This is a genomic window from Burkholderia sp. Ed8, assembly GCF_040761425.1.
Lineage (GTDB): Bacteria > Pseudomonadota > Gammaproteobacteria > Burkholderiales > Burkholderiaceae > Burkholderia > Burkholderia seminalis.
The window spans coordinates 1,928,336-1,943,327 of record NZ_CP142885.1 but is presented as its reverse complement, the minus strand read 5'-3'; the positions used below and the strand labels follow the sequence as shown (position 1 = coordinate 1,943,327).

At 66.0% G+C, this 14,992-nt stretch carries 15 protein-coding genes; 7 read left to right on the top strand and 8 right to left on the bottom strand.

Annotation, left to right across the window (positions count from 1 at the left end; genetic code table 11):
- Positions 1-3: 3 nt before the first annotated feature.
- Positions 4-564, bottom strand: a complete 561-nt coding sequence (locus tag VXM69_RS08935; protein ID WP_034191332.1) for a GNAT family N-acetyltransferase — start codon at positions 562-564, stop codon at positions 4-6.
- A 528-nt stretch (positions 565-1,092) separates the two neighbouring features.
- On the opposite strand from VXM69_RS08935, the gene VXM69_RS08930 reads away from it, so the two are divergent.
- Positions 1,093-1,494, top strand: coding sequence for a hypothetical protein (locus VXM69_RS08930; RefSeq protein WP_049030614.1), 402 nt, complete (start codon positions 1,093-1,095; stop codon positions 1,492-1,494).
- Between the two features lie 257 nt (positions 1,495-1,751).
- Positions 1,752-2,822 carry a double zinc ribbon family protein gene (locus tag VXM69_RS08925; protein WP_034191334.1) on the top strand — a complete coding sequence of 357 codons (1,071 nt, stop codon included), beginning with the start codon at positions 1,752-1,754 and terminating at the stop codon, positions 2,820-2,822.
- Between the two features lie 96 nt (positions 2,823-2,918).
- Here VXM69_RS08925 and VXM69_RS08920 read toward each other — a convergent pair whose 3' ends face one another.
- Genes VXM69_RS08920 through VXM69_RS08910 form a run of 3 tightly spaced genes read right to left on the bottom strand, consistent with a single transcriptional unit; the run spans position 2,919 to position 5,618 of the window.
- Entirely contained in the window at positions 2,919-3,842 is a 924-nt protein-coding gene (locus tag VXM69_RS08920; protein ID WP_049030612.1) for a recombination-associated protein RdgC, read from the bottom strand.
- A gap of 44 nt (positions 3,843-3,886) precedes the next feature.
- Entirely contained in the window at positions 3,887-4,876 is a 990-nt protein-coding gene (locus VXM69_RS08915; protein ID WP_367188439.1) for an SDR family oxidoreductase, read from the bottom strand.
- A 25-nt stretch (positions 4,877-4,901) separates the two neighbouring features.
- Positions 4,902-5,618: a GNAT family N-acetyltransferase gene (locus tag VXM69_RS08910; protein WP_367188438.1), complete on the bottom strand. Its 717-nt coding sequence runs from the start codon at positions 5,616-5,618 to the stop codon at positions 4,902-4,904.
- A gap of 112 nt (positions 5,619-5,730) precedes the next feature.
- Here VXM69_RS08910 and VXM69_RS08905 point away from each other — a divergent pair, with 112 nt between their 5' ends.
- The 3 genes from VXM69_RS08905 (at position 5,731) to VXM69_RS08895 (ending at position 8,429) form a co-directional block, all read left to right on the top strand.
- Positions 5,731-6,702, top strand: coding sequence for a GlxA family transcriptional regulator (locus VXM69_RS08905; protein WP_367188437.1), 972 nt, complete (start codon positions 5,731-5,733; stop codon positions 6,700-6,702).
- 333 nt (positions 6,703-7,035) lie between these two features.
- Positions 7,036-7,443 carry an MAPEG family protein gene (locus tag VXM69_RS08900; protein WP_049030608.1) on the top strand — a complete coding sequence of 136 codons (408 nt, stop codon included), beginning with the start codon at positions 7,036-7,038 and terminating at the stop codon, positions 7,441-7,443.
- A gap of 47 nt (positions 7,444-7,490) precedes the next feature.
- The gene (locus VXM69_RS08895; protein WP_367188436.1) at positions 7,491-8,429 is read left to right on the top strand and encodes a PLP-dependent cysteine synthase family protein; all 939 of its coding nucleotides are present in this window, start codon (positions 7,491-7,493) and stop codon (positions 8,427-8,429) included.
- Positions 8,430-8,546: 117 nt separating this feature from the next.
- Here the strand turns inward: VXM69_RS08895 and VXM69_RS08890 are convergent, their stop codons facing one another.
- Both VXM69_RS08890 and VXM69_RS08885 read right to left on the bottom strand, forming a co-directional pair.
- Complete coding sequence (locus VXM69_RS08890; protein WP_034191340.1) at positions 8,547-9,581, bottom strand: succinylglutamate desuccinylase/aspartoacylase family protein; 1,035 nt, start codon at positions 9,579-9,581, stop codon at positions 8,547-8,549.
- Between the two features lie 77 nt (positions 9,582-9,658).
- Positions 9,659-10,564, bottom strand: a complete 906-nt coding sequence (locus tag VXM69_RS08885) for a LysR family transcriptional regulator (RefSeq protein ID WP_034191341.1) — start codon at positions 10,562-10,564, stop codon at positions 9,659-9,661.
- 118 nt (positions 10,565-10,682) lie between these two features.
- Here VXM69_RS08885 and VXM69_RS08880 point away from each other — a divergent pair, with 118 nt between their 5' ends.
- Positions 10,683-11,264 (top strand): flavodoxin family protein, encoded by a 582-nt coding sequence (locus VXM69_RS08880; protein WP_034191342.1) that lies wholly within the window; start codon positions 10,683-10,685, stop codon positions 11,262-11,264.
- Positions 11,265-11,345: 81 nt separating this feature from the next.
- Positions 11,346-12,401 (top strand): aldo/keto reductase, encoded by a 1,056-nt coding sequence (locus VXM69_RS08875; protein ID WP_367188435.1) that lies wholly within the window; start codon positions 11,346-11,348, stop codon positions 12,399-12,401.
- A gap of 208 nt (positions 12,402-12,609) precedes the next feature.
- Here VXM69_RS08875 and VXM69_RS08870 read toward each other — a convergent pair whose 3' ends face one another.
- Both VXM69_RS08870 and VXM69_RS08865 read right to left on the bottom strand, forming a co-directional pair.
- Entirely contained in the window at positions 12,610-12,885 is a 276-nt protein-coding gene (locus tag VXM69_RS08870) for a hypothetical protein (RefSeq protein WP_034191344.1), read from the bottom strand.
- A gap of 263 nt (positions 12,886-13,148) precedes the next feature.
- Positions 13,149-14,696, bottom strand: coding sequence for a sensor domain-containing diguanylate cyclase (locus VXM69_RS08865; RefSeq protein WP_069704746.1), 1,548 nt, complete (start codon positions 14,694-14,696; stop codon positions 13,149-13,151).
- Positions 14,697-14,992: the final 296 nt, after the last annotated feature.

Genomic DNA, 14,992 nt, shown 5'->3' with positions numbered 1-14,992 from the left:
CCGTCAGCGCGGCAGCACCGGTTCGGGCACGGGCGCCCACAGGTCGGCGAGCGTCGAGGTGCGCGACGGATCGACGAGATCCTTGCCGAAGCGCAGGTGGAAATACGCTTCCGGGTCGATCGACGCATCGAACAGCCGCGTATAGCCGGTGCGGTCGTACAGCGCCCACGCTTCGGGCTGGCGAAAGCCGGTGGTCAGGTAGAGGCGGCGGTAGCCCTGCCGCGCGGCGCGCAGTTCGAGCGCTTCGACGATGCGTCGCGCGAGGCCTTGGCGGCGCAGGTCGGTGCGCGTCCAGATGCGTTTGAGTTCGGCGGTCTGCGCGTCGTAGCGCTTGAACGCGCCGCCGCCGATCGTCTCGCCGTCGCGCAGCAGCAGGACGAATGCGCCTTCGGGCGGCGCGAACAGGTCGGCCGGGTAGCGCGCGAGTTCGTCGCGCGCGGACGCGCGGCTGTCCGGGCGGTATGCGTCGTAACGGGTCGAATACTCGTCGATCAGCGCGTCGATCAGCGGTTGCGCGCGGACGTCGAGCGGCGTCGTGTCGATGATGCGGTCGTTCGTGGCCATGGGCATCGCGAAGGGCGCGCGATGCGGACGTTCCTGGCGGGGTGCGGGCACGCGGCCCGTCCGGTCTGTTCCGTTATCGCGGCGCGGTTGTCGTGATGGCGGCGGTTGCTGCGCATCCTGCGATGCCGAGGGCGCGCCGCCGCCGTTTCGAACACGTTAGCGGCGGGACGGGCAAAGGCGAACGAAGCAATTTCGATAAGGATTTCGCAGGCGGCGTCAGAAGGCTCGCAACCGGCGTGGGGTGGGGCAACCGGGTGCTGCGCGAAGCCACGGCCGTTTGGCGGGTGACCGACGAACAGGAAGGTGGGGGATTTGCCGACAGGAGCAGGTGGCGTTTCGCCGCGATCGGCTTTCCGGGCGCCGATCTTGCCGGTAGTATTGCCCCATGCTCCCGCTATCGCCCGGCTTCTACGGCGCACGGCCAACCCATCCGTGACGAGGGCGGCAAGCTCTTTGAAGGTCAACAAACCGTTTCGACGATACGTGTGGTGGCGTGGGCCGGGACAACGGCATTGACGGGAATGCATCATGGCATCCGAGTGGAAGCACCGCGTCAGACTGTTTGCGCAGCGTTTCTGGCAGCCTACCAGCGCATGCATGACCTGCATGCCGGGAAGCTGGGGCAATATCATGAGCGTTGCCCACTGGACCATTGCCTTTCATACCGGCCTGCTTACCGGACTCCTGGCCGTCCTCCTGACTTTCACGCCCGCGGCGAAACTCTACGCGCACCGATTCGGCAACGCGCTGGTCGTCGGCATCCTGACGACGCTGGGCGACGCGTATTCGCACACGAGTCACTACCGCATCCCCTATGTCGAGCACATCCTGACGGGCGTCATTTCAGGGCTCTTGGCGCTGGCAGCCTCCTATCTCCTCGAAGACCGCGCGCGACGCCTTCGTGCGATTTGGGCGCGCGTTTTCGGATAGCTTGCGCGCCGGCATGCCGAACCTGCCCGGCCGAGCGGAGCGGCGCCGACCTGACGACACGGCTACCTGGCTGCCGTGCCGGTCCGAACGGCGTTCAGGGGCCGCTTGAACATGCGATATTCTTCAATGGCCGTCGCGCGCGGATGATCGGCCAGCGCGCGTGCCGTCCGTCCCTGTACAAGACGTGGCGGCAATACCGGCGCAGCCGAAAGGGCTGACTCAAATCCGGTCATGACCATTCCAACAAGGGCAAAACAATGAGGATTTCGAGCGATGGCCTGACCCGTCCAGCGCGGCTGCTGCGACTCGCTTCATGGGTGATTGCAATCGTCTTCGCCGTTTTTCTGAACATGCTCGGCAGTCTCGTGATTCGCGACATGGCGTTCGCCCCGAGCGGCGGGCCGCCCGTCATCGAGCAATTCGCCGATGCGCCGACGAAAGCGCGCCTGGACGCGGCGCGGCGCGATCTGCAGGCCCGGCGCGACGCGCTCGCCGAGCAGGCGAGCACGATGGAAGTGGCGCGCGGCCGCGCCGCGAAGGCGTACGCGGCCGAGAAGGAAAGCTTCCGCAACTGGCTGGCAACCCGCTCGGCGACGGGAGACAGTGCGAGGGACCCGGACATTCTGGCGAGAACCCGCAAGCTCGATACGCTCCAGGCGGTGGTGACCAACTGGCAGCATCAGATCGACGCGATCGGCGACCAGCAACGGGCACTGGCATCGCGGCAGACTGAAGTCGACACGCAGATCGCCGACGCGGACGCCGCAGCCGAAAAACGCTTCGACGCGGCGACCCGGCATTACGAGTTGCAGGTGTTCGGACTGCGGCTGGCGCTGACGCTGCCGATCCTGCTGATCGCGATCGGGTTGTTCATCCGCTACCGCAACGCGCGCTATTGGCCTTTCGTCTATGGTTTCGGCCTGTTCGCGCTGAGCGCGTTTTTCATCGAACTGGTCCCGTACCTGCCGAATTTCGGTGGCTACGTCCGGGTCCTGGTCGGCATTGTGCTCACGGTATTCGCCGGCCTCTACATGATGAAGGCCTTTCAGCGTTATGCCGAACGCAAGCGGCTCGAACTGCAGCAGGACCAGGGGGAACGTGCACGGACGATCGGATACGAAAAGGCCGTTCGCTCGCTCGAGAAAAAGCGCTGCCCGTCATGCGACAAGCAATGGAATCTCGGCGGCGACGATGCCACGTTCTGCGTGCATTGCGGATTGCGGCTCTTCAACGTATGCGGATGCGGCGGCCGGAATTTCTATTTCTTCCCGCATTGTCATCAGTGCGGTGCGCCGCAGGGAAACGCGTCGCCGGCGTCGTCCGATTGACGGCCGGCATGCGGGCAACCCGCAATCGCAGCGGCGCCGACGCCGGCCGGCGGCTGCTTCGGCGCGCGGCCGACGAGCGTCGCCCCGCGACGGCGTTCAGGCCGCGGCCGCCCGTTGAATCGCGTCCTGCTGATCGCCACCCAGGATATCGACGAGATCGGTCAACATCCGCGCGAGTTCACCGGTCATCAGCGCGACGTCCGAGTCGAAGCGTTCGTCGTCGTTCTGGGCAGTGGGATCCGCGGCTTCCTTGATCACGTCGAGCGGCGTGACACGCTTGATCGTCAGCGACGGTGTCAGCACGAACGAGATCCTGTCGTTCCAGGTCATCGCGAGGCGCATGCATTGCTTGCCGGCCTCGATGTGCCGGCGCATGTCGTTCGTTTCCAGCGCGTGGCCGACGTATCGCACGGTGGCGCCGCCTTCGCCGGTCGAGCGCAGCTCGGCGTCCTGGTCCACGGTGAATCCGCCCGGCGCGTCCCCCGACAGCAGCCAATCCGTCATCGCGGCGACCGGCGACAGCGCCACCTGAACGCCGGCGAGCGGCAACTGATCGATCGATTTGACGAGCAGGCCGCGCACGTCGTCGGCGAGCGCCTGTGCTGCCGCATCGATGACGAGCCAGCCGTTCGCCGTATCGATCCACACGCGGGTGTCGCGGCGAATGGTGAACGCGCGCGGCAGCAGCTCGTCGGTGACCTGCTCCTTGAGTTCGCGCATCTGCTTTCGCCCGACCTTGAAGCCCTGCTGTTCCTCGACTTCAAGCGCCCGCGCCTTGGTCACCTGGTTGACGACGGATGCCGGGAGCAGCTTCTTTTCGGCGCGAAACACCAGCAGCATCTGCCGGTTGATCGAATACACGAGCGCGCCGTCGTCACGCGGCGACGCCCAGCCGTGGCGCTGCATCTCGAGGCTGTTGGCCGGCTGGAACGCGTGGGGCGCCAGCCATTTTTCCATCTGATCGGGGGTAACGGCCCAGGGCGCCGGAAGACGATGAAGCTGAAGGTTCTTGAACCACATAGGTGTACGGGCAAAGCGCGTCATTCTATATGACAGGGACGGCTTCAGCAGTGAGTAGCCGTCATCGCCCTCGACGGAAATGACGGCCGTCGGCCGGCGCGAAGCTGACGGGGGCAGTGCCGCTGGGCGATATGGGCTTCTGCGTCGGCCGCACCCTCAAGCCGCCGCGGATCGTCTTTCGGCTCGGCGAGGTGCGCCAGTCCGAGGCCGTCGAGCACCTGCGCCTGAATCGAGGCCGATTGGGCATTGAGGGCGTCCGTACCGAATGACTGTCCGACGACCCAACGCGGTGGGCGCGTACCGTTTGCTTGTTCGACCAACTGCACGATCGCTTCGGCGACGTCGTGCGGATTCGGCGCGTCGTCGCTCGCGAACAGCGTCATCAGGGTCTCCACCATCTTGTCCGGAATCGCACCGACTTCACCGTAGCCGGGGGCGCGCGCGGCGTCGGAGGGCCGTTGCGCGCTCGCGAAGATATTCGTCGGATAGTTGCTGGGTTGAACGAGAACGACGTCGATGCCCAACGTCGACAACTCGTAACGATAGCTGTCGGTCAGCGCTTCAAGCGCGAACTTCGATGCGCCATAGAGACCGAAGAACGGAAACGTCACGCGGCCGAGTATCGAGCCGATGTTCACGATCAGGCCTTCGCCCTGTTTCCTGAAAGTCGGAAGTACTGCCCGCGACGTTCGCTGGATGCCGAATACATTCACGTCGAAGAGTGCCTGTACCTGCTTCGTCGTGAACGCCTCGGAAATACCCGCCGATCCGATACCGGCGTTGTTGACCAGGACGTCGAGATGCCCGGCATCGTCCAGCACGGAAGCGACGGCGCGCTCGACGGACGCGTCGTCCGTCACGTCGAGTTCGACGACGTGCACGCCTGTTGCCCGAAGGGCGTCGGCATGCGGCCGATTGCGGCCGGCGATGTCGCGCATCGACGCGAATACGCGGTGCCCGGCCGCCGAGAGCGTCTCCGCCGTATCGCGGCCGAAGCCGCTGCTGGCGCCGGTGATCAGAATGGTTTTGGACATGTCGAGTGTTTTCCAGCAAGCAAGGTTAGAGAGCCGCAACCGAATCGGCGTGAGCCTGTCCGATGCGGTTGAGATGAAACGTGCGACGTAATTGGAACCCCAGGCCCTCATACAGCCGAATCGCGGAAACGTTGTCGCTGAATACGTGCAGAAACGGTGTTTCGCCGCGCTGCCCGATTTCCCGCCGCAAGACGTTCACGAGCCGCCCGGCGAGTCCGTTGCCGCGATGCGCGTCATCCACGCAAACGGCGCTGATCTCGACGTATCCGGCGATGCGCATGCGTTCGCCGGCCATCGCAACAAGACGCCCCCGTTCGCGAATGCCGATGTAATTGCCCGTTGCGACGGTCCGCTTGCCGAAAGGTCCCGGCTTGGTTCTCCGGGCCAGTTCGAGCATATCGTTCGCGTCGGCGGCGCCTAACCGAACGATTGCCTCGTTATCGCTCCTTCCCGCATCGAGAGGCGAGGCGACCATTTGATGGATCACGCCCGCCTGCTCTGTTTGAAGTCCGTCGACCGGGCCAATCGGTTCGACGGATAGCAAGGCGAGTTGCTCGCGAGGCCGTAAGAGGGCTTGGAGCGCCCGGTATGCGGCGGGCGTTTCGGCGGCCAGCGCGGCAAAAGGCGCCACATCGGGATGGTATCGACGCGCGAGCGCGTCACCTTGTCCGAGGTGCGCCTGCTTCGTCGTGAGGGCCAACCAGACGGGATGGTCGAGGCCGACAGGTTCCGAACCGCTCATGCTTTTCCCCTTTGCCAGGCAGCTGGAATCTTCGCTGCAACGCTGTGCAGTCTAGGTTTTCCCCGGAAAGCGGGCTATAGTCGTAAATGACATTAATGGATGTGTTTACGACATGAGATTATCCATTCTGGCCCTTGAAGGGCTATTCGACACCGGCCTTACGGTGCTTCTGGATACCTTCGCGATGGCCAATGAACTGGCTGCTGCCCGGGGCTTTGCCGTGCCGCCCTTCGACGTCGGGGTAGTGGGCGTACGCAGACGCGTCCGGACCGCGCACGGACTGTCCATGCTGGCGGAGCCGGCAAGCAGCGTACGCCACGTCGACTGGGTGGTCGTGCCCGCGCCTGGCATCAGACAGCCGGAGCGCCTGATCGAGGCACTGGAGCGTCCGGATGTGCGCGATGCAATGGCGCACCTTCGGGCGTGGCATGCCGATGGCGTCGGCGTCGCCGCCGCTTGCATCGGTACGTTCGTGCTGGCGGAAGCCGGGCTTCTGGATCATCGCGAGGCGACGACCACCTGGTCGCTCTCGCCGTTCTTTCGTCAACGTTATCCGGCCGTGGACCTGAACGATTCGCGCATGGTCGTCGCTGCGGATCGTCTGGTGACGGCAGGATCGGCAATGGGGCATCTCGACCTTGCGCTCTGGTTGCTGCGTCAAGCGAGTCCCGAACTGGCCACGCTCGTTGCGCGTTTCATGCTGATCGACAAGCGTTCGTCACAGGCCGAATACGTCATTCCGGATTACCTTGCGCACGCGGATCCGCTGGTCGCTCGATTCGAGCGATGGGCTCGCGAGAATCTTTCCGTGGGTTTTTCGCTTCAGACGGCCGCCGCCGCCCTGGCCGTCGGGCCGCGCACGTTGCAGCGCCGTACCGAGGCGGTACTCGGGAAGTCGCCCTTGGCGTTTTTCCAGGATATCCGGATCGAACGGGCGCAGCATCTCGTGTCGATGGGGTACGACCTGGAAAGGATCGCAAGCGAGGTCGGCTATGCGGATGCGGCGACGTTGCGGGCGTTGTTGCGCCGCAGGCTCGGCCGTGGGGTGCGGGAGCTCCGGGCCAACAGCCGGCTGGGTCGTTGACCGTGAGGCGTCGACGAAGGCTGGATCAATCTCGAAAGCAATCCTGAATACATCCTGCGCGGTCATGTCCCACTGGGCCCGGTCCCGGGCAAGCTGGTGTCGCGTACGGCCTGAATGAATCCGATGGGCGACGCGTGGCCGTTTGCGCGACGTTTCGCCGATGCATCGTCCCGATCAAAAAGACGGGTGAATTCCATATCGATGGGATGTCGCGATTGTCGCTATTAATGTCATTTATGACTATGGCGAGGGCCTCGTCGCGCGTCTAGACTGCGAAGCATTTCCGGCAACCGCAGATCTGTCCTGCACCTTCAGTCCGACAGGGCCCATCCGATGACACGCTCGCCCGAACTCCACCTGCTGACGCTTACTGCGATCGCGACGTTGCTGATGTGGATCCCCTACATGCTGGCCAGAATCGCGACGCATGGCCTGATGGCGGCCTTGAACAATCCCGACCCGTCCGCTCCGCCCGGCCCGCCGTGGGCAGAACGTGCACGGCGCGCGCATGCGAACGCGATCGAGAATCTCGCCGTGTTCGCCCCGCTCGTGCTGATGTGCGCGATGACGGGGGCGAGCAGCCCGGCGACGGTGTTCTCGGCCAGGCTCTATCTGGGCGCTCGGCTGATTCATTACGTTGTCTACGCCGCAGGCATTCCTGTCGTGCGCACGATCGCTTTCCTTGCCGGCTTCGCGGCGACGCTCACGTTCGCCGTGGTGTTGCTCGGACACGCGAGCTAACCGCCGCCTGTTTGCGTTTTACCCGTTCGCTTCTTTCAGAGGTCACCATGAAATCGACGCCGAGCAATCTCCTCGACACGATTGGCAACACGTCACTCGTCCCGTTGCGCAACGTTGTTCCAAAGAACGGCGCGCGCCTTTTCGTCAAGCTGGAAAGTCAGAATCCGACCGGCAGCATGAAGGACCGGATCGCGCTCGAGATGATCGAAGCGCCCGAACGCGATGGGCGCTTGAAGCCCGGCGGTGCGGTGGTCGAATACACCGGCGGCAGCACGGGCGTATCGCTTGCGCTGGTGTGCGCCGTCAAGCGGCATCCGCTCCATCTGGTGTCATCGGACGCGTTCTCGAGGGAGAAACTGGATCACATGCGTCTGCTCGGCGCGAAGCTGACGCTCGTTCCCAGCGACAACGGCAGGCAAACCGAGAAGTTGACGAAGGACATGATTCGCGAAGCGCATCGAATTGCCGGCGAGACGGGCGCATACATCACTGCGCAGATGGAAAATACCGATCAGCTCAATGCCTATACGAAGATGGCCGACGAGATCTGGGAGCAGACCGGCGGGCGTCTCGACGGCTTCGTCCAGAGTGTCGGTACGGCTGCGTCGCTGCGCGGGATATCGCGGCGCTTGCGCGAACACGATGCACGCATTCGGATCGCCGGCGTGGAGCCGGCCGAATCCGCGGTGCTGTCGGGCGGGGCGACCGGGGCGCACAGGATCGACGGGATCGGCGCGGGTTATGTCGTGCCGCTTTGGCGCGACGGCATCGCCGACGAACTCGAGCGGGTGTCCACGGAGGACGCGAAAGCGATGGCGTTCCGGCTGGCGGCCGAGGAGGGGCTGTTCTGCGGTACGTCGACCGGCGCCAACGTAACCGACGCATTGCGCGTTGCCGAACGGCTCGGCCCGGACGCCACGATCGTGACGATCATGTGCGACACGGGCATGAAGTACCTGAAGTCGTTCGCGCAAACGCTCGCCTGACGGCCATGCATCGGCGCCGCATCGTTTTGCACCGGGCGGCAACCGCCCGCATTCGCGGCGCGGGTCGCGGGCAGGCCATCCGGTATCCGCGACTTCCCCGTGCGCCCGTCGCGTCGATCACTCGACGACACGCGGCGGCGTCGACAACTCCGCCAGCTGAAACATGCAATCCCCCCGCTGCACCTGCGCGGGCACGCGCTTGCACACCACCTCGCCATCGCCCTTGAACCGGTGCAGCACCGGTTCGCGCAACGGCGTATCGGGGAAATGCACCCATGCCGCCGGCTGCCCGGCCTTCACCTGGTCGCCGAGTTCGACGAGCGGCTCGTACAGCCCGCGCTCGTACGCATAGACGAAATGACGATCGCCGTCGACACGCATGAAGCGCGTGACGGTCGGCGGCGCGTCGGGCACGAGCGCGCCGTGCAGCAGGCCGATATAACCGAGGTAATGCAGCAGCCCGTGGCGGCCGAGCCGGATCAGCGACGGATCGGCCATGCCGGCGCCGCCGAGTTCGGTCACGATCGAGATCGCGCCTTGCCGGCGCGCGGCCGACGCCGAATGCACGGGATTCGGCGCATGCAGCAGCGCATTCTGCAACCCGAACGCGACCAGCAGCCCGTTGAGCTTCGCGGCCTCGTCGGCGTCGAGCGGATCGATCGCGAGCATGTTGCCGCCCTGGTACAGCAGCGAGCTGCCGCCCGAATGCAGGTCGACCAGGTACTGCGCGCGCGACAGCAGCGCATGCTCGATGTAGTGGGCGATCATCTGCGTCGGCGTGCCGGTCGGGTCGCCGGGGAAGCTGCGGTTCAGGTTGCCTTCGTCGAGCGGCGACACGCGCAGGCCGGCATCGGCCGCCGGGAAATTCGCCATCGGCAGCAGGATCAGTTGCCCGCTCACCATCTCGGGTTCGATCTCGCGCATCAGTTGCGACACGATGATCTGGCCTTCGTATTCATCGCCGTGGTTGCCGGCCATCACGAGCGCGACCGGGCCGTCGCCGTTGCGGATCGACGCGATCGGGATCGGCAGCCAGCCGTATGCCGAGCGGTGCACGGAATGCGGCAGCCGCAGGTAGCCCGCGTGCTTGCCTTGCGCGTCGAGATCGATTTCGCAGTGAATGGGGTTGCGGTGTGAAGAGGAGGCGGTCATGGCAGCTTCGTTCGATGAACGGAATCTGCCATCTTATCGGGAAACGGCGGTGTGCCGCGCCGAACCTCCACGTGCCCTCAATCGAAATACGGCGCCAGTACCCGTTCGATCCAATCCATGAACGCCCGGACGCGCGGCGACAGATTGCGCCGATGGGCCACGACGAGCGACGCGGCGAGCGGTTCCGGCCGCAGGTCGGGCAGCACTTCCACCAGCGCGCCGCTGGCGACGTGAGTCGCGACCCCTGAATAACCGGCCTGGATCAACCCGATGCCGGCAAGCCCGGCCGCATGATAGGTCTGCACGTTGTTGACCTGCATCGCGCTCGGCAGCGCAAGCGTCGCATAACCGTCGCCGCTCGGATATTCCCAGCCGGCATGCCGGGCGCCGAGCGTCAGCGAGTACTGGACCATCCGGTGGCCGTCGCGGAGCAGGTCGTCGAGCGTATGCGGTACGCCATACCGCGCCAGATAACCGGGACTTGCCGCATTGATCATGCGCAGCCGGCCCAACGGACGGGCGATCAGCGTCTCGTCGACGATCGGACCCAGGCGGATCACGCAATCGAATCCTTCCTGCACGAGATCGACGCGCCGATCGGTGCTCGACAGCTCCAGTTCCAGCTCCGGGTGTGCCGCCATCAGTTGCGGGAGCGCGGGAACCACGACGCTGCGCGCCAGCTCGGTCGGCATGTCGACGCGCAACCTTCCCCGCAGGCGGGCGCCGTCGGCGGCGAACATCGATTGCAGCTCCTGGACGTCGGCCAGCAGGTCCCGTGCGCGCGAATAGAACGCGCGGCCGTCGTCGGTCAGCTGCACGCTGCGCGTGGTTCGATGCAGCAGCGCCACGCCGACGTCGCGCTCGAGTTGACGGATCACCATCGAGACACGGCCTTTCTGGATGCCGAGACTTTCGGCCGCCCGCGTGAAGCTCGTCATTTCGGCGACACGCGCAAAGATCAACAGCGCATCGAGGTTTTGCATTGTTCACTCACGGAGTAACAGAACGTTCAATCGGCCATCATTTATAACTCAGTTGCGACTCAGTAGAGTGCTTTCCGACGTCGTCACCCGACGACGACCTCGATGGAAGGGCACCACCATGACGCAACACGTTTCTCCGGCCAGGACGGCCGTGGTCTACCACTCCGGCTATGGCCATACTCGACGGCTGGCCGCGGCGGTCGCCGAGGGCGCCGGTGCCGTACTCGTCGCGATCGACGCCGACGGCAACATCGCGGAGGACGCGTGGGACACGCTGGCCGGCGCCGACGCGATCCTGTTCGGCTCGCCGACCTACATGGGCGGCCCCAGCTGGCAGTTCAAGAAGTTCGCCGATGCGTCGTCGAAGGCCTGGTTCGACGGCGCGTGGCGCGACAAGATCTTCGGCGGCTTCACCAACAGCGCGAGCATCAACGGCGACAAGCTCAATACGCTCGAATACTTCGTTCTGCTGGCCGGGCAGCACGGCGGCATCTGGGTGAGCATGGACATCAAGCCGGCGAACCTGAAGGCATCGGCACGTGACGACCTGAACCGCATGGGCTCCTATATCGCGCCGATGGCGCAGACGCCGGCCGACGCGTCGCCCGACGAGATGTCGCCGGGGGATCTCGAGACCGCCCGCCGCTACGGCGCGCGCGTCGCGACGATCGCCGGACGGTTTCGGACCGGGCAGCGCTGAGTCATCCGAAGTCCTTGCATGCGCGGTGCGTCCGGCAGGACGCCGCCGCGTTTTTTCAGCCGATCCTGAAGGAAAACGACCATGAAATACAAGCGACTGGGCCGCACCGGCCTGTATGTCTCGGAGCTGTGTCTCGGCACGATGACGCTGGGCGGCAATGCGGATGCCGGCATGTGGGCGGCGATCGGCGCACTGGATCAACGCGACGCGACCCGGCTGATTGCCCGCGGGCTGGACGCGGGAATCAACTTCATCGATACCGCCGACGTCTACTCGTTCGGCCAGTCCGAACGCCTCGTCGGACAGGCGCTGCGGGACATCGGCGTCCCGCGCAACGAGATCGTGCTGGCGACCAAGACGGCCGGCGCGATGAGCCCGAAGCCCAACGACCAGGGCGCGTCGCGCGGCCACATCATGGACGCCGTGCAGCGCAGCCTGGAACGCCTCCAGGTCGACCACATCGATCTTTACCAGATACACGCCAGCGATTCCGTCACGCCGGTCGAGGAGACGTTGCGCGCGCTTGACGATCTGACGCGCCAGGGACTGGTTCGCCATGTCGGTGTCTCCAACTGGCGCGCGGGAAAAATCGGCAAGGCGCTTGGCCTGAGCCAGGGGCTCCATGCGACGCGCTTCGAGACGCTGCAGGCCTACTATTCCATCGCCGGACGCGACGTGGAGCGCGAACTGGTGCCGCTCGCGATCGACGAGCAGATGGGGTTGCTGGTCTGGTCGCCGCTTGCCGGCGGGTTGCTGTCGGGGAAGTTCGGTCCCGGTGCGTCCGCCGAGGACGGCTCGCGACGCAGTCATTTCGACTTTCCGCCGGTCGACCTCGAGCGCGCGTGGCCGTGCGTCGCCGCGATGCGCTCGATCGCCGACGCGCACGGGGTCTCGGTCGCGCGGATCGCGCTGGCCTGGTTGCTGGCGAAGCCGCATGTCACGAGCGTCATCGTCGGCGCCAAACGGATCGAGCAGCTCGAAGACAATCTCGGCGCGGTCGACGTCGTCCTGACCGCGGATGAACTGGCCGGCCTGGACGCCGTGAGCGCGTTGCCGCCCGCCTATCCGGGTTGGATGATCGATCGTCAGGACGCGAGCAGGGTGCCGCGGCCTTTTACGGGCGTCGCGTCGAAATAAGCCGGCACGCCTCGCGGGCGTTCGAGCGGGCGAGGCGACCTCGTTGCTTCGTCAACCGCGACAGGTTCATTTCGATCGACGAGAACGGCAACGCGAGATCGCGCGGATGTTGCAGCGTTGAATGCATGCGGCGCGTGGCGGGCCGCATCCGGGCATCGAATTTCGCGCCGGTCCCTTGTCGCGACAGGGGCCGGCACGTGCGACCGGCTTATCGGCCCGATGTTTCAGCTTCGAGACGTCCTTCTTCCCACAGTGCCCAGAAACGGCTGCCGGCGCGATACGGATTCGCGCGTCGCGTGCCGTGATCGGCGATGCCCTGGCGAAACGCGCCGTACAGTGTCAGCGGCGGATTGTCGACGCAGGCGGCTTCGCGCGCGGCCGGCATGCGGCGCTCGGACACGAGTCGGCGGATCAGCGATGCGCCGTCGATCACATCCAGTTCGTCGATGGTTTCGCTGCGGCTGAGGACTTCGACGGTATTCATGTTGGGTCTCCCTGACAACCTGTTTCCCTGACAGGGAGCAATAAGGGTGCCAACCATGAAAAGCCTTGCACTGCGTCGAACGTGCCGGCTTCTGCCGTCAACATGATGCGCGGCAAGCGGCGATGTTACGGAACATGTCACGTGACACGCGAATGCGCGACGTCACGCGCGAACCCGTCATGCGTTTCGGAATTGACTCATCGGGACGATACGACGGGCAGGGAAAGGACGGTGAGGCGGCGGGCGGCGCAGGCGCTGCCCGGTCAGCTCGCGGCGGCCGGCACCACGCGGCGGCTGCCGCTCGAGTAGAAGCAGTAGATGCCCTTGCCGGCGGACTTCGCGTCGTACAGCGCGCTGTCGGCCTGCCGGATCAGTTCGTCGGGCGAGCCGTGGCCGTCGTCGAGCGCGATGCCGATGCTGATGCCGATGCAGACGGTCTCGCCGATCGACAGCGCGTACGGCGCCGAGACCTGCCGGATGATGCGCGCGGCGAGGACCGAGCACGCCTGCATCGTCGTGTCGTCGATCGCGACGATGAACTCGTCGCCGCCGATGCGCGCCGCGAGCTCGCCAGGCGGCAGCGTCTTGCCGAGCCGCTCGGCGACCTGCGTGAGCACTTCGTCGCCGGCCTGGTGGCCGAAGCGGTCGTTGATCGCCTTGAAGCCGTCGAGATCGAGATACATGACGGCGAAGGCAGGGCCCGGCAGGCGCGGCCGGCGTGCGAGCCGTCGCGTGAGCTCCGCATGCAGTTCGTGGCGGTTCGGCAAACCCGTCAGCGCATCGTGCCGCGCGAGGTGGCGGATATGTTGTTCGGTCTGGCGGCGCGCGGTGACATCCTCCACGATGATCACCGCATTGCCGTCCGGCACGCGATGGCGCGTCAGTTCGAGCTGGCGGCCGTCGGCCAGCGCGATGTCGAACGGCTCCGGTTCGGCGCGGCGCAGCCACGCGTTGCACTGCGCGGCGAGGCCGGCGCCGGAATCGGCCACGGCGTTCGCGCCGAGCGCGGCAACGACGTCGGGCAACGGCGCATCGAGCATGATCTCGCGCGGCGATCCGAACAGCTGCGCGGTGCGCCGGTTCGCGACGATCACGCGGCTGTCGCCGTCGATCATGCACAGGCCGTGCGGCATATAGGTGAGCGCGGCGTCGAAGCGCGCGACGAGTTCGGCGTTGCGCTGGCGTGCGGCGATCAGCGCGACGAGCACGCGGTAGTGTCGCTGGACGACCGTGCGCATCGCGGCGAGGTAGATCACGAGCGGCGGCACCAGCAGCCAGGCGCCCGACCGGTGGGCGAGCAGGGCGCCGACGCCGATCGGCAGCACGCCGAGCGTGACCTGCGTCATCGCGAGCCGCGGCAGCGCCGAATTGCGCGACGCGATCCCGCCGAACACGCCGCCGGCGACCATCACCGACAGCGTGCCGAGCTCGACGTCGACGGCCTGCACGCAGCCCATCACGCCGAGGCCGAGCACGAAGCACGCGACGAGCGAGACGGGCGCGTAGCGCATCGCCCAGTATTCGGCGCGGTCGTCGCCGGCATCGCGCCGCACGGCGTACGCGCGTGCGATCGCGAGCCGCGCGATGAGCAGGCCGAAGTCGGCGACGAGCCAGGCGAGGCACCAGAGCTGCTGCAGCCGAAGCAGGGCGACGGCCGCGACGAAGCTGCTCGCGAGCCCGGACAGCGCCATCGGGCGCACGTCCTCGAACAACGTCACGAGCATCGACGGGCGCAGCGCGGCCGTCACGCGGTGGTTGCCGGAGGGAGGAGTGGCGAGAACGGAGTTCAGGAGGGATGTCCTGACTGCCATGGTCTTTTTACCTCGACACGATGTCGCGATGGCTGGCGGTGCCCGCACGGCACGTGGCGGAAGCACCGGCCGGTGCCGGATGCGCACGACATTACCATGAAAAATGCGCGATGCGGGCCGGCCGGCAGCACCGCGCACCGCGTCGGAGGTGGGGCGTCAGCGCTGCCTGCGAAAGTCTTGCGCATTCGCCGGCGCGCGGGCCGCATCGCTGCGAGCGGAACGATGCATCGCGCATGCTTGCCGCATGCCGCCAGGATGGCCGGGGCCGGAGCGAACCCGCGGTCGACGCGGACGAA